13 protein-coding genes, 1 other RNA gene and 1 pseudogene are annotated in these 14,201 nt (G+C 30.2%); 11 read left to right on the top strand and 4 right to left on the bottom strand.

Features of this window, described 5'->3' with window-relative positions; all coding sequences use genetic code 11:
• The first annotated feature begins 63 nt into the window (after positions 1 to 63).
• Genes AJ885_RS04415 through AJ885_RS04400 form a run of 4 tightly spaced genes read left to right on the top strand, consistent with a single transcriptional unit; the run spans position 64 to position 3,026 of the window.
• A complete protein-coding gene (locus tag AJ885_RS04415) occupies positions 64 to 429 on the top strand; it encodes a FlaG family protein (protein WP_044778755.1) in 366 nt (121 codons plus the stop codon).
• Positions 430 to 431: 2 nt separating this feature from the next.
• Positions 432 to 2,372, top strand: coding sequence for a flagellar filament capping protein FliD (fliD, locus tag AJ885_RS04410; RefSeq protein WP_070280797.1), 1,941 nt, complete (start codon positions 432 to 434; stop codon positions 2,370 to 2,372).
• Positions 2,373 to 2,383: 11 nt separating this feature from the next.
• The gene (gene fliS, locus AJ885_RS04405; protein ID WP_002861271.1) at positions 2,384 to 2,770 is read left to right on the top strand and encodes a flagellar export chaperone FliS; all 387 of its coding nucleotides are present in this window, start codon (positions 2,384 to 2,386) and stop codon (positions 2,768 to 2,770) included.
• Positions 2,751 to 3,026: a hypothetical protein gene (locus AJ885_RS04400; protein ID WP_002861272.1), complete on the top strand. Its 276-nt coding sequence runs from the start codon at positions 2,751 to 2,753 to the stop codon at positions 3,024 to 3,026. Before fliS ends, AJ885_RS04400 begins: the two co-directional genes overlap by 20 nt.
• On the opposite strand, the gene rnpB is transcribed toward AJ885_RS04400, so the two are convergent.
• An RNA gene (gene rnpB / locus AJ885_RS04395) (RNase P RNA component class A) lies at positions 3,023 to 3,343 on the bottom strand. The two genes, AJ885_RS04400 and rnpB, sit on opposite strands and share 4 nt — an antisense overlap.
• Before the next feature lie 127 nt (positions 3,344 to 3,470).
• Here rnpB and efp point away from each other — a divergent pair.
• The 3 genes from efp (at position 3,471) to AJ885_RS04380 (ending at position 6,501) form a co-directional block, all read left to right on the top strand.
• A complete protein-coding gene (efp, locus tag AJ885_RS04390; RefSeq protein ID WP_002855210.1) occupies positions 3,471 to 4,040 on the top strand; it encodes an elongation factor P in 570 nt (189 codons plus the stop codon).
• A 360-nt stretch (positions 4,041 to 4,400) separates the two neighbouring features.
• Positions 4,401 to 5,693 carry an SLC13 family permease gene (locus AJ885_RS04385; protein ID WP_079860277.1) on the top strand — a complete coding sequence of 431 codons (1,293 nt, stop codon included), beginning with the start codon at positions 4,401 to 4,403 and terminating at the stop codon, positions 5,691 to 5,693.
• A 10-nt stretch (positions 5,694 to 5,703) separates the two neighbouring features.
• On the top strand, positions 5,704 to 6,501 hold the full coding sequence (locus AJ885_RS04380) for an amidohydrolase family protein (RefSeq protein WP_070248451.1): 798 nt from the start codon (positions 5,704 to 5,706) through the stop codon (positions 6,499 to 6,501).
• Here AJ885_RS04380 and AJ885_RS04375 read toward each other — a convergent pair.
• Both AJ885_RS04375 and AJ885_RS04370 read right to left on the bottom strand, forming a co-directional pair.
• On the bottom strand, positions 6,498 to 7,583 hold the full coding sequence (locus AJ885_RS04375; protein ID WP_070248453.1) for an FUSC family protein: 1,086 nt from the start codon (positions 7,581 to 7,583) through the stop codon (positions 6,498 to 6,500). The two genes, AJ885_RS04380 and AJ885_RS04375, sit on opposite strands and share 4 nt — an antisense overlap.
• Positions 7,580 to 8,812, bottom strand: a complete 1,233-nt coding sequence (locus tag AJ885_RS04370; protein WP_052821944.1) for a glutamate-5-semialdehyde dehydrogenase — start codon at positions 8,810 to 8,812, stop codon at positions 7,580 to 7,582. Before AJ885_RS04370 ends, AJ885_RS04375 begins: the two co-directional genes overlap by 4 nt.
• A 70-nt stretch (positions 8,813 to 8,882) precedes the next feature.
• Between AJ885_RS04370 and AJ885_RS04365 the strand changes: the two genes are divergently transcribed.
• Positions 8,883 to 9,818 carry an NAD(P)-binding domain-containing protein gene (locus AJ885_RS04365; protein WP_070280795.1) on the top strand — a complete coding sequence of 312 codons (936 nt, stop codon included), beginning with the start codon at positions 8,883 to 8,885 and terminating at the stop codon, positions 9,816 to 9,818.
• Positions 9,819 to 10,024: 206 nt separating this feature from the next.
• A complete protein-coding gene (locus AJ885_RS04360) occupies positions 10,025 to 11,353 on the top strand; it encodes an MATE family efflux transporter (protein WP_070280794.1) in 1,329 nt (442 codons plus the stop codon).
• A 49-nt stretch (positions 11,354 to 11,402) separates the two neighbouring features.
• On the opposite strand, the gene AJ885_RS04355 is transcribed toward AJ885_RS04360, so the two are convergent.
• Entirely contained in the window at positions 11,403 to 12,332 is a 930-nt protein-coding gene (locus AJ885_RS04355; protein WP_070248457.1) for a DUF2860 family protein, read from the bottom strand.
• 139 nt (positions 12,333 to 12,471) lie between these two features.
• On the opposite strand from AJ885_RS04355, the gene AJ885_RS04350 reads away from it, so the two are divergent.
• Both AJ885_RS04350 and AJ885_RS10960 read left to right on the top strand, forming a co-directional pair.
• Positions 12,472 to 13,848: a replicative DNA helicase gene (locus tag AJ885_RS04350; protein ID WP_070248459.1), complete on the top strand. Its 1,377-nt coding sequence runs from the start codon at positions 12,472 to 12,474 to the stop codon at positions 13,846 to 13,848.
• Positions 13,849 to 14,096: 248 nt separating this feature from the next.
• A pseudogene (locus AJ885_RS10960) lies at positions 14,097 to 14,201 on the top strand (autotransporter); the annotation flags it as partial.

Raw genomic sequence — 14,201 nt, 5'->3', positions numbered from 1 at the left:
ATTTATAAATTTGTCGATATAAGCTTTTAACTAGCAATAAGAAATTTTAAAAAGGATTTTAAAATGGAAATATCGAAGGCAAATGGGCAAATGGATACAGCTTTGGCAAACATTAGCCAAAGAATAAGTGAGGCACAGGCTAGTTCAAACATTCAAACCGATAGAAGTCAAAGCCAAGGAGGCGATGATGGACAACAACAAGGTGTGAATGAAAAGTTAGCTGATATTACAAAAAAGCTAAATGAACAAATGGATTCTTTAGATACTAATGTTCGTTTTGGTTATAGTGATAAAATTAATTCTATGTATATTAGCGTGACTGAAAAAAGTACTGGAAGGGAAATTCGTCAAATTCCTAGCGAAGAAGCTATGAGATTAGCTGAGTATTTTAGAGATGTGATAGGAATGATATTTGATAAGGAGAGTTAAAAATGGCATTTGGTAGTTTATCTAGTTTAGGATTTGGTTCTGGGGTTTTAACTCAAGAAACCTTAGACAAGTTAAAAGAAGCTGAACAAAAAGCTCGTATTGATCCTTATACTAAAAAAATCGAAGAAAATACAACCAAACAAAAAGATTTAACCGAGCTTAAAACCAAGCTTTCTGCTTTTCAAGCAGCTGTATCGTCTTTAGGAGACTCTACGGCTTTTGCAAAAAGAAAGGTTATAGCAAGTATCACTGATAATCCTCCTGCAAGCCTTAGTGTGACTTCAGGTGTTGCTTTGCAAAGCATGAATATCAATGTGACTCAACTTGCCCAAAAAGATGTTTATCAAAGCAAGGGTTTGGTAAATGATACAGGAATTATCAATGTAAATTTAGAAAAAGCTACAAATCTAACCTTTTTTTCTAACGGAAAAGAGTATAGCGTTACTATAGATAAAAATACAACTTATAGCGATTTAGTAGATAAGATCAATACCGCTACAGGTGGAGAAATTGTAGCTAAGATGGTAAATACAGGAGAAAAAGACGCACCTTATCGCTTAACCTTAACGAGTAAAGAAACAGGTGAAGATAGTGCTATAAGCTTTTATCCGGGTGTAAAAGGTTCTGATGGTAAATACGAGGTTGATGAAAATGCTAAAAAAGTTTTTGAAAGTCTTGGTTGGAAACTCGATGAAGATGCTTTAAAAGATTTTGATCCTGCTAAAAGTAAAAAAGGTGTTGGTATCATTGATAGTGAAGATGATCCTTTGCATATACAAAAAGCTCAAGATGCTAAATTTACCATGGATGGTATCAAGATGACAAGATCGAGCAATACTATAACCGATCTTGGAGTAGGGATTACTTTAACCTTAAACAAAACAGGCGAAATTAATTTTGATGTTCAGCAAGATAGCGAGTCTGTTACTAAGGCTATGCAAGATATGGTTGATGCCTATAATGACTTAGTATTAAATCTTAATGCTGCTACAGACTATAATAGTGAAACAGGAACTAAGGGTTCATTACAAGGTGTGACAGAGGTAAATTCTATACGTTCTAGTATCATTTCTGTGCTTTTTAAAACTCAATCAGTTGATGGTACTGTAGAAGATACTAATGGAAATAAAGTAAGTGCTAAGGTAATGCTTTCTTTACAAGACTATGGTTTAAGTATGACTGAGTCAGGAACTCTAAATTTTGACTCTTCTACTTTTGAAAGCAAGATGAAGGAAAATCCTGATTTAACTGAAAGCTTTTTTTCAGGCATTACTCAATACAAGGATATAAACTATACTGGTGATTTAATTAAAACAGATAGTCTTAAAGACTATTTAGGCAAAGAAGAGGATAATAAAGGTATAAGTTTTGAATCTGGAAAATTTCAAATTGTTACGAATTTTGAAACTTATGATTTATCTAAAAATGCCGATGGAACCACTTTTAAATTGACAGGTGAAACAGAACAAGAAATGCTTCAAAATTTGGCTGATCATATCAATAGTAAAGGTATTGAAGGTTTAACAGTTAAAGTTGAAACTTATGAAAAAGATGGAGAAAAAGGATATAAGCTTAATTTTAAAACCGACGGAAGTTCTGATTTTGCCATAAAAGGAGATAGCGAATTTCTTAAACAATTTGGCTTAAGTCAAACGAGCATTGCTGCTGAGGCAGTTGAAGGTGTGGGTGTTTTTGCGCAACTTAAAACAACTTTACAAGGTATAACAGGCAAAGATGGCTCTTTAACAAAATACGATGAGAGTTTAACAAATGATACTAAGTCTTTAACCCAAACCAAAGAATCAACTCAAACTTTGATTGATACAAGGTATGATACAATGGCAAATCAATGGTTGCAATATGAGAGCATCTTAAATAAACTTAATCAGCAATTAACAACTGTGACTAATATGATCAATGCAGCAAATAATTCTAATAATTAAGGATAAAAAAGATGCAAAATAGTTTAGCTTATAATGCTTATTCTCAAAATCAAGCGGGGATAGAATCTCCGCAAAAACTTATCGAAATGCTCTATGAGGGAATTTTGCGTTTTTGTGCAAGGGCTAAAGTGGCGATAAGAAACGAGGATATAGAGCAAAGAGTATACTTTGTAAAAAGAACAACAGCTATTTTTATAGAGCTTATTAATACTTTAGATTATGAAAAAGGTGGAGATGTGGCGCATTATTTAAGTGGGCTTTATACAAGAGAAATTCAACTTTTATCTTTGGCAAATTTAGAAAATAACGAAGAAAGAATTAATGAAGTTATAAATGTAACCAAAGGTTTACTAGAAGCTTGGAGAGAAGTGCATAGTAATGAAACAGTGGATCAATGATTTTAAACTCGCGTTAATTCAAGAAGATATTAATAAGCTTGAAAATTTACTTGATAAACTTGATATGAAAGCTTTTATTAAAAATTTAGCTAAAAGATCGCCCTCAGAAGACTTTATAAAAGAAAATATAAATGATATATTTTATCAAATTCAAGCTCTTTTGCAAGAAGCTGTTGCACTAATTGAACAAAAGAAAAAAGCAAAGGCTGTTGAAATTCAAAAATTTCAAAAAGCTTTGACCTATGTTAGATCTTAAAAAGCATAGCGATAAGCCGAGTTCTGTCTTGAATGCTCATTTATCTAGTTTTGTTTTTACAAACAAAATCAAGCGAAGGGTTAAAACAAAGACGCTAACCATCCCTTCTTGCTGCACATTGGGTTTACATAGCCGAAATTGTTGCCAAAATCGCTGGTAGGCTTTTACCCCACCGTTTCACCTTTTCCACTTGTGTGGTAGTTTTCTTTCTGTTGCACTATCCCTTAGGTTGCCCTAGCCATCTGTTAGATGGAATGCTTGTCTTTAGCAGCTCGGACTTTCCTCTTCTAAAAAGAAGCGAGCATTTACTATGCTTTAAATTTAAATTTTAGCGTAATTTTACTTATTTTTTTATCAAATAAAATAATTTTATTGTGATATCAATCAAAATTTGATAGAATTATTTTTTATTTTTTATTTTTTATTTTTTAACAAAGGAAATTTATGGCATCTTATTCAATGGGTGATTTAAAAAAGGGACTTAAAATAGAAATCGATGGAATTCCTTTTAAAATAGTTGAGTATCAGCATGTAAAACCAGGTAAAGGTCCTGCTTTTGTGCGTATTAAAATCAAATCTTTTATTGATGGCAAGGTACTTGAAAAAACTTTCCATGCAGGCGATAAATGTGAAGCTCCAAATTTAGAAGATAAAACTATGCAGTATCTTTATGATGATGGTGAAAATTGCCAATTTATGGATACACAAACATATGAACAAGTAGCTATCAGTGATGATGATGTGGGTGAGGCAAAAAAATGGATGCTTGATGGTATGATGGTAGATGTACTTTTTCATAATGGCAAGGCTATCGGCGTAGAAGTTCCACAAGTTGTTGAACTCAAAATCATCGAAACAGCTCCAAATTTCAAAGGCGATACTCAAGGATCAAATAAAAAACCAGCTACTTTAGAAACAGGCGCAGTAGTGCAAATTCCTTTTCATGTGCTAGAAGGTGAAGTTATACGCGTTGATACTGTGCGTGGTGAGTATATAGAAAGAGCGAACAAGTAATACAAAAAAAGCTTTTGGACTATTCCAAGGCTTTTTTAAATTTATACAATTTTTTATTTTATTCTTCAAGGCATTCTTTAAATTTTTAAACTTGACTTTTCTGTAGTGTTTTAATTCTATATTATAAAGATGAGCTTATGAGAATATTTTTTCTATTTTCAAATATTTTTAGATGGGATTATGGTGTTGTTTTTTTGCCTAAAAAGGGTTTTTGCTTGTTATAATTCAAGATATTCTGTAAAATATTTTATAAGATGAGTAAATTTGTTACTAAATAGATATTTTTTAAATTTTAGATTTTGTTTTTATGCTTTGAAAAATATATTTTTTGATATCATAAGCCCTATAATATTTTAAAGGATGATAATGGTTTTTTTAATCATCTCTAGTATTATAGTAGCCATCATTTTAGGCTATATTACTAGACATAATGTTGGAATTTTTGCTATGATTTTTGCTTATATTATAGGAGCCTTTTTTATGGATTTAGCTCCTAAAAAAATCATAGCTTTTTGGCCTATTTCTATATTTTTTGTTATTTTTGCTGTTTCATTGTTTTATAATTTTGCAACCGTAAATGGAACTCTTGAAAAATTAGCTGGACATTTGATGTATCGTTTTGCTAATCATCCCTATTTGCTTCCTTTTGTTATTTTTGTGGTTAGTGCTATTATAGCTGCTTTAGGAGCGGGTTTTTATACGGTTTTGGCTTTTATGGCACCCCTTACTTTTTTACTTTGCGATAAAATCGGTTTAAGTAAAATTGCCGGAGCTATGGCCATAAACTATGGTGCTTTAGGAGGAGCAAATTTTATGACTTCTCAAAGTGGGATTATTTTTCGAGGATTGATGCAAAATTCAGGTATTGAAGCAAATGAAGCTTTTATAAATTCTAGTATTATTTTTGCTTTTACTATAATTTTGCCTATTGTGGTATTATCTTTTTTTGTGTTTAATGCTTTTAAAAATAAGATGCAAACCAGTGTTATTTCAAAACCTGATCCATTTGATTGTAAACAAAAAACTACTTTAATTCTCATGTTTATGATGATTATTGTTGTTTTAATCTTTCCTGTGCTAAATATTATTTTTCCACATAATGAGACAATTAGTTATTTTAATAAAAAAATAGATATAGCTATGATAGCCATGATTTTTGTTGCCATTGCTTTATTTTTAAAATTAGCCAATGAGAAACAAGTTGTTGCTTTAATTCCTTGGGGAACCTTAATAATGATTTGTGGAGTAGGGATGTTAATTAGCATAGCAGTTGAAGCAGGGGCTATAAAATTATTTTCAGATCTTGTAGAAAATGAGGTCAATGTGATTTTTATTCCGTTAATAATGTGTGCTATTGCAGCTTTTATGTCGCTTTTTTCAAGTACTTTGGGTGTGGTTACTCCAGCGCTTTTTCCTATAGTTCCAAGCATTGCTGCAAGCAGTGGATTAAGCGAGGCATTGCTTTTTTCTTGTATTGTTGTAGGGGCTCAAGCTTCCGCTATTTCTCCTTTTTCTTCTGGAGGAAGTTTAATTTTAGGATCTTGTCCTGATAAATATAAGGAAAAATTATTTAAAGATTTACTTATTAAAGCTGTGCCAATAGGATTTATGGCGGCGATTTTAGCTACTATTATAATGAGTTTTATTTTATAAGGATAATTTAATGAAGATTGATACTCATGCACATATATTTTTGAAAAAGTTAAATACAGTTGCAAATGCAAGATATAAGCCTGATTATGACGCTAGTTTTAAAGATTATAAAGCAAATTTAGATCATTATGATTTTGATAAAGGGGTTTTAGTTCAGCCAAGTTTTTTAGGTGTTGATAATGAATTTTTGCTTCAGAGTATCGAAAAAGATGAAAATATAAAAGCTATAGTTGTGGTTGATGAAGGTATTAAATTTGATGAGCTTCAAAAACTAAAAGAAAGAAAAGCTTGTGGAGTTAGATTAAATTTAATTGGCAAAGAATTGCCAAATTTTAAAAGTACGGTTTGGACTCAATTTTTTGAAAATTTAAGTAAGCTTAAAATGCAAATAGAAATTCAAAGAGATTTGGATAATAATCTTGTTGATATTGTTAAAAATTTAATTCCTTATGGTTGTAATATTGTTATTGATCATTTAGCAAGAGCTAATGCAAACTTAACAAATTTAGAGGATTTAATTTGCTTAAAAAATTCTAGAATATTTTTTAAAATTAGCGGTTTTTATAGGGCAAAAATAGACTATGTTAATAATGAACAAGCTATAAAATTTGCAAAGAAAATATATGAAATTTTAAAAGAACATTTTCCACTTAGCAATTTTGTTTTTGGAAGTGATTGGCCGCATACAAATTTTGAAGCAAATATTAATTTTTCATCGGCTCTAGCAGCTTTTAATGAAGTTGTCGTATCTAAAAAAGAACAAGAGCAAATTTTAGGGGATAATGCTTGTGTTTTATTTGACTTTTAAGCTTTTCGTTTTATCCTAAAGATGTATTTTGCAATGCGTTCAAAATGTACTCTTAGATAAGGTTTATAAATTACAAAACCACCTAAAAGTCCTAAAATGCTTCCTATTACGACATCAATTAAACGAGCGAGTATCAATGTATCTGCATTTTCACTCATAAAATTAGCTGCTTCTGAAAGATAAGTAGCATAAGGAGTAAAGAAAATCATAGCTAAAGCATAGTTTCGATTGACTAAAAATTGTCCTATAAAAAACAAAGACATCATAAGTAAAACAAGCTCTATATCGTGAAATTGTTTAGATAAAAGCCACCATGCAAAACATACTCCTAAGGCCGTTCCTATGATGCGTTGAATTTGTTTAATCCATATAGAATTTAAAGTTACACCTTGCATAATAGCTGTGCAAGAAATGGCTATCCAATAACTTCTTTCAAGTTCTAAAAAAGTTCCTATAAATATAGAAAAAGCCACAAAAGAACCCATGATCAAAGAATCCACAAAAACTGCGTCAAAACCTATGTATTCTCTAGGTGGAATTTCGCTAGGTAAAGCATTTTTAAATCCATAAATCACAACGATAGAATATAAAAAAGCCATTAAATTAGCTACCATTGCCCCAAGAAAAACAAGACCCACTAAAAAGATAAAATCCTTAGCTTCAAAAGGAGAATAAGCTCCTAAAACACAAGAAAATACAAAGAAAAAATATCCAGGTGTACCAATGTTATAATATCTAATTAAAATAGAACTTCCCATGGCCACAAGTCCTATAGGGATGAAGGCAAAAATTGCAGGTAAAAAATGGGTTAAAATTCCTAAGAAAAAACTAGAAACTATGCCAAAAGAACAGCACATCACAACAGCCATTCTATGATATAAAGGAGTGTTTGGAACATATAAAAAAGATAAAGCTCCTATCATGGCAATGAGTCCATAGTTTAATTTTCCAAAAAATACACTAAACCCTAAAACTATACCCACACCCAAAGCCGCAAAAAAAGGCATTTGCCAAACTTGTTCACTTGAATTTAGTTTAGCAATTTCTTTAAAGTGTTGCTTTAGCATTTCTATTTTATTCACTCTCGAATTTGTCCTTCCCCATTGATTATATATTTATAAGTGCAAATATCTTCAACCCCCATAGGACCTCTTGCATGCAATTTGCTAGTTGAAATTCCAACTTCCCCGCCAAAGCCAAATTCTCCTCCATCGCTAAAACGCGTTGAAGCATTAGCATAAATACAAGATGAGTTTATAAGGCGTTGAAATTTAGCGATATTTGAAGCATCATTTGAGATAATGGTTTCAGAATGCAAGGAGCTGTGTTTGTTGATATGATCTATAGCTTCATCGCAATCTTTTACTAATTTTACACTTAAAGCAAAATCAAGCCATTCTGTATCAAAGGTATTTTCACTTGCTTTAAAAACTTCTAAATTTGAGTTGTTAAAATAAGCCAAAGCATTTTCATGGGCGTGAATTTTTACCTTAAATTTTTTAAATTCAGGGATTAAAAGACTTATAAAATTTTTAGCAATTTTTTCATGGATTAAAAGCGTTTCTAAAGCGTTGCAAACACTTACTCTTTGACACTTTGCATTAAGGATTATTTTTAAAGCCGTATCTAAGTTAGCACTTTGATCTACAAAAGCATGACACAAGCCCTTATCTTGCTTAATGAGAGGAATTTTAGTATTGTTTGCAATTTCTTGTATCATATTTGAACTACCGCGAGGTATGATCACATCGATTAAATCATCAAAAGTTAGAATTTGCTTGATTTCGTCTCTTTGAGTAAACATAGCAAAACAATCTTGCAAACCAAATTCCTTAAGTGTTTTGCTAACAAGAGTAAATATAGCTTCATTTGTAAATTTTGCTTCACTTCCACCTTTAAATACACAAGCATTAGAACTTTTTATCATTAAAGCTGCGATTTCAGCGCTAAGACTAGGCCTTGCTTCGTAAATAACACAAATGAGTCCTAAAGGAATGCTCATCTTTTGTATACTCAAACCCGCATAATTTTTCCAAGCTTTAGAAATTTTGCCTATAGGATCTTCGATATAAGCGATTTTTTCTAGACCTTCACAAAGAGCTAAAATGCGTTTTTCATCTAACAAAAGCCTATCTTTTATTGCTCCATTTTTTGTGAAATTTGCTATATCTTTTTCATTTGCTTCTAGGATAATTTTGAAATTTTCTCTTAAAATTTGAGCTAATTTTAAAATAATTTTTTCTTTATCTTTAGGTGTTAAGTTAAGTAGTTTTTGAGAATTTTTCTTAATATTTTCAAGCAAATTTCGCATTTTTAATCCTTTATTTACAAAAAACTTGATAAATTATACAAAAAAAATCAGAATTGAAAGGTAAATATAAATGAAAAAAATAGATTTAATTATAGTAGGTGCAGGTCCAACAGGCATAGGCTGTGCTGTTGAAGCTAAGCTTAAAAACAAAGAAGTTTTGATACTGGAAAAATCAAATAACATTTGCCAAACTTTAATGCAATTTTATAAAGATGGCAAAAGAGTAGATAAAGCTTATAAGGGATGCGAAGGAACTAATCATGGACATGTTCCTTTTGAAGATGGCACCAAAGAAAGTACTATAGAAACTTTTCAAAACGCATTAAAAGAGCACAATATAGAAGTTGAATTTGGCTCTGAAGTTGAGAGCGTTAAAAATGAAAATGGAGTTTTTTTAGTAAGCACAGCTAAAGGCGTTTATGAGTGTAAAAACATCATCGTTGCTATAGGTAGAATGGGTAAGCCTAATAAGCCTGATTACAAACTTCCTATGACTTTAACAAAAATCATTAATTTTAATGCCAATTCAGTTTTGGGAAATGAAAAAATTCTTGTTGTAGGTGGTGGAAATTCAGCGGCAGAATACGCTGTGGATTTGGCTAATTCAAATCAAGTTAGCCTTTGTTATCGCAAAAAAGAATTTACAAGATTAAATGATATCAATCTTAAAGATATTCACGAAGCTGGAAATTCGGGTAAAGTAGAGTTAAAACTAGGAATTGACATTAATGAGATAGAAGATGATAGTGGCAAGGCTAAGGTAAATTTTACCGATGGTACAAGCGATATTTATGATAGAATCATTTATGCTATTGGTGGTTCTACTCCACTTGATTTTTTACAAAAATGCGGGATTAATGTTGATGATAAAGGCGTGCCTTTAATGGATGAAAATAAACAAAGCAATGTTAAAGGTATCTTTGTAGCAGGAGATATTGCTACTAAAAATGGAGCAAGTATAGTTACAGGGTTAAATGACGCTGTAAAAATTCTTTCCGTGCTTTAAAATTTAGCCTTTGGGCTAAATTTGACTTATTAATAAGTAAATTTTATAATTCTTATTATTTTAATTTAAATCTATGAAAATGCAAAATAAAACCAATACAAAAACAACAATAAGAACTTATCGTCTAAATTTCTATATTTTAGGACTTCAAGCACTCTACTAGCGTCTTTAAAAATATTTTATTTTAATATTTTTAAAGGATTTGTATGTCAAATATTTTTAGCACTTTAAGCCCTTTTAGGCTTTTTATAAAATGCGCCGTGCCAAATGTCATAAGCATGGCCTTTATTTCTTTTTATTATATAGTTGATGGAATTTTTGTTGGAAAATATCTAGGAAGTGATGCTTTAGCAGCACTAGCCTTGATTATTCCTTTTATTATGATGTCTTTTGCTTTGGCTGATATGATAGCTATAGGTTCAGCAGTGCAAATTTCTATGCATTTGGGTTTAGGCAAGAAGAATTTAGCTAGAAAGATATTTAGTTCTAGTATATTAATTATTTTTCTAATCTCTTGTTTTATTGGAATTTTGGAGTATTTTTTAGGACCTGTTTTGATTGATTGTCTAAATGTCAGCGATGAGATTAAAACCATGGCTAAAGAATGTATGTTTGTTTTTGCTTTATTTGCACCTTTTACTATGCTTTCTTTTGCCTTGGATAATTATTTAAGAATTTGTGGAAAAACAACCTATAGTATGATTATGAACATAATCATAGCTTTAAGTAATATTGTATTTGATTGTCTTTTTATAGTTGTATTTGGTTGGGGCTTGTTTTCGGTAGCCCTTGCAACTTGTTTGGGACTTGTTTTAGGTGGTATTTTTGGAATTTTTCCTTTTTTATTTCAAAATTTAGAGCTTAAATTCTCAAGTTTATATATAAATTTGAGAATTTTAAAAAATATTCTTTATAATGGAAGTAGCGAGTTTTTTGGCAATGTTTCGGGTTCTTTATATAGTATTTTTGCAAATTTTGTTTTGTTAAAAATTTCTACCACTCAAGCCGTGGCAGCTTTTTCTATAGTTTTATATATTGATAGTTTTATTATAATGCTTATTATTGCTATGGGAGATGCGATGCAACCTGCACTTAGTTACAACTATGCTAAAAAAGATTTTTCAAGGATTAAAGCTATTATAAAAGTGGTATTTTTTGCAGGGGGAATTTTATCTTTATTTTCTATAGTATTTATATTGATATTTGGAGAAAATTTAATAGCACTTTTTGCAAAAGAAAATGATCAAGAATTTAAAACTTTTGCTTATACAGCTTTGATGCTTTTTGCTTTTAATTATCTTTTTGCATGGTTTAATATCCTAAGCGGTTCTTTTTTGACAGCTTTTAATAAAGCAAGTTTTTCTTTGGTTTTAAGCTTAATGCAAAATTTATTCATGCCTTTATTTTTTCTTTTGCTTTTATCTTATTTTATAGGTTTAAATGGAGTATGGTTAAGTCCATTTTTTGCTGAATTTTGTGTTTTGATTTTAGCTTGGATTTTTCTTAAAAGGATTTTTAAAGATCTATCTTTATAGTGGATAGATCTTTTTTAAATTTTATCAAAGGAGCTTTTTTTATAATTTTTTAGAATTTATATCCTATTCCAGTTAAAACAACTTGATAGGTTTCATCATAAAATCCTATATCGCTATTTCTTTTTTCTATACCATAATTTGCAAAACCATAAAGTCCGTTATAGCCCAAAAATTGATTTTTAACAACTTTTAGATTAAGCTTAACTATATTACCGTCTTGTTTTTTGTGGAAGATAGGGTCTGTTCCTACTGCTTCATATTTACTAAGACTTAAATTTGGGGTGAAGATATAGTCATTAGCAAAAGCTAAATTTGCTCCCATGCTTAAACCATATCTTGAGTAACTTTGAGCTTTTCCATCTGCATCATTATAATCATAGCTTAGTCCTAAATTTAACAAACTATAATTGTAATTTAATTCAAACTCGTGATAATACCCCTTTCTTTTTAAAGAGTTGTACTCAACTGCGTCTTTATCATATTTGTTTTTGCTAAATAAATATGAAGCTGTAAATTTTCCTAAATCACTTTCGTAAAGTTGAGAGATTTTAAAACCATATCTATCAACATCAGTTTCTTCTCTATTGCCTATTTGATAAGGATTTGCATAAGCTTTTTCTCTTAAAGAAGAAATTACAGAAAAAGAAGTGCTAAAACGCTCTAAATAGGCTTTTTCATAACCTAAAGCTATACCGCTGATATCTCTTCCATTGTAGTTTTTGATAAAAACTCTATCATTGTCTATAAGGTTGCCATAGTAAAGTTCTACACCGATAAAAGGAATAAAAGAAGAGTCCGAATTATCAGCATCATAACCACCTAAGTAATCACTATCCGCTAAAGTTGAAATATTGCTTTTAATATCTCTTGCACCTACACCTATGCTTAAATTTCCACTAAAACCTTCTTGAAAATCTACAGCCATAGCTGACTGGGCTAAGATGGAAGCTAAAATACATGAAAATAAATGTTTTTTCAAACGTTCTCCTAATAAAATAAATGTTGTGATTATAATTGTAACTAACATTACTTTAAATATTTATAAAAAATTAAAGTTTATAATTTTAAGTTTTTTTAGATAAAATTTTTAAAACTATTTATATTTATAAGGAAATTTAGTGCAACAAGAGTATTATGACTTGGATTTAGAGCGAGCTATTTTAAGCAGTTGCATCATGAGTGAAGAAGCTTACGCTAGTATAGCAGGCGATATTAGTCCGAAAGATTTTAGTCTTAAAGCTCATGAAGATATTTTTAAAGCAATTATAGCTTGTAGCAACAACAAAGAGCCCATTTCTATAAGTTTTTTAAAAAAACATAAAAAAATAGATGAAGAGATTTTAGCAGAAATTCTTGCCACTCCTTCTATGATAGATTTGCCTGCTTATGTAAATGAACTTCGCGAAAAGTCCATCAAAAGACAACTTTTGAGTTTTGCACATCTTTTACCAGCTCGTATTAATGAAAATCGTGCCGTAAGTGAAATCGCAGATGAAATTGGTAAAGAAATTTTTAGCATTACAAATCGTGTAAATTTTAGAGATATTAAAGATGTTAATATAGTAATATCAGAACTTTTTGAAGAATTTAAAAAGCAAAAAACTTTAGAAAATAAAAATATCATAGGGCTTGATACAGGTTTTGAGGGTTTAAATAAAATGACAAAAGGTTTTAAAGGAGGTGAACTTATAATAATCGCTGCGCGCCCAGGTATGGGAAAAACAACCCTTTGTTTAAATTTCATCGATAAAGTTTTAAGACAAAATAAAGGTGTGGCTTTGTTTTCTCTTGAAATGCCCGCAACTCAAATCATGCAAAGAATGCTTTCTTCAAAAACTTCTATCCCTTTACAAAGAATTTTAACCGCAGATTTAAACGATGATGAATGGGAGCGTTTAGGAGATGCTTGTAATGATTATAGTCAAAAGAAATTATATATTTATGACAGTGGTTATGCAACTATTGCTGATGTAAGGGCTATTTTAAGGCGTTTAAAATCTCAAGATGAAAGTATAGGACTTTGTGTGATTGACTATATAGGGCTTATGATGAGTAATTCAAATTTTAATGATAGGCATTTGCAAGTGAGTGAAATTTCAAGAGGACTTAAGCTTTTGGCTAGGGAGCTTGATATGCCTATTATCGCACTTTCACAACTTAATCGTGGCTTAGAGCAAAGAGCAAATAAGCGTCCTTTGATGAGTGATTTGCGAGAAAGTGGAGCTATAGAGCAAGATGCGGATGCTATTTTGTTTGTATATCGCGATGAGGTTTATAGAGAGCAAGAAGAAAAAGAAAGAGAGAATAAAGCTAAAGCTGAAGGCAAAGCTTATCAAAGGCTTTTTATACCAAATCCTATGCAAGAAAATGCTGAAATTATTGTTGGAAAAAATAGAAATGGGCCTGTTGGAACTATAGAAGTTGTATTTTTAAAAGAAAAATCTTGTTTTGTAGATAAACCTATAGGCTACGAAGCTACTGAATTTACAGGCTAGTTTTAATTAATATAAATTAATTAAAAATATCTCACAAATAATTTTAATATTTAATTAAATTTACTCTCATTAAATCAATTTTTTTTATAAAATAAAATTTTAAATTCAAATCATATAGTTTTATAATAATAAGTATTTAATAATATTTTAAGTATAACTATTTTAATATTCTGTCGTTTTATTTTGTATTTTATATTATTTTTAAAAAATATAACATATAGAACAAATTATAAAGGGAGGAAAATCTTATGAAAAATATCACATTAACTAAAATACCTATAGGAGAGGGCAAAGAACCCTGTTTAAATTCTAAAAAAATAGTTTTATCTTTAGCTACTATTTCTTTTTTGGCA

Origin of the sequence: Campylobacter sp. BCW_6464 (assembly GCF_001762775.1) — a bacterium.
GTDB lineage: Bacteria > Campylobacterota > Campylobacteria > Campylobacterales > Campylobacteraceae > Campylobacter_D > Campylobacter_D jejuni.
Note: the sequence above shows the minus strand (reverse complement) of the source record. Positions and strands in the feature narration are given on the sequence as shown.

Excerpts from the sequence above, each read along its gene's own strand:
- AJ885_RS04415 (WP_044778755.1), top strand. The coding sequence starts at position 64 with ATGGAAATATCGAAGGCAAATGGGCAAATGGATACAGCTTTGGCAAAC.
- fliD (WP_070280797.1), top strand. The coding sequence starts at position 432 with ATGGCATTTGGTAGTTTATCTAGTTTAGGATTTGGTTCTGGGGTTTTA.
- fliS (WP_002861271.1), top strand. The coding sequence starts at position 2,384 with ATGCAAAATAGTTTAGCTTATAATGCTTATTCTCAAAATCAAGCGGGG.
- AJ885_RS04400 (WP_002861272.1), top strand. The coding sequence starts at position 2,751 with ATGAAACAGTGGATCAATGATTTTAAACTCGCGTTAATTCAAGAAGAT.
- efp (WP_002855210.1), top strand. The coding sequence starts at position 3,471 with ATGGCATCTTATTCAATGGGTGATTTAAAAAAGGGACTTAAAATAGAA.
- AJ885_RS04385 (WP_079860277.1), top strand. The coding sequence starts at position 4,401 with ATGATAATGGTTTTTTTAATCATCTCTAGTATTATAGTAGCCATCATT.
- AJ885_RS04380 (WP_070248451.1), top strand. The coding sequence starts at position 5,704 with ATGAAGATTGATACTCATGCACATATATTTTTGAAAAAGTTAAATACA.
- AJ885_RS04370 (WP_052821944.1), bottom strand. The coding sequence starts at position 8,812 with ATGCGAAATTTGCTTGAAAATATTAAGAAAAATTCTCAAAAACTACTT.
- AJ885_RS04365 (WP_070280795.1), top strand. The coding sequence starts at position 8,883 with ATGAAAAAAATAGATTTAATTATAGTAGGTGCAGGTCCAACAGGCATA.
- AJ885_RS04360 (WP_070280794.1), top strand. The coding sequence starts at position 10,025 with ATGTCAAATATTTTTAGCACTTTAAGCCCTTTTAGGCTTTTTATAAAA.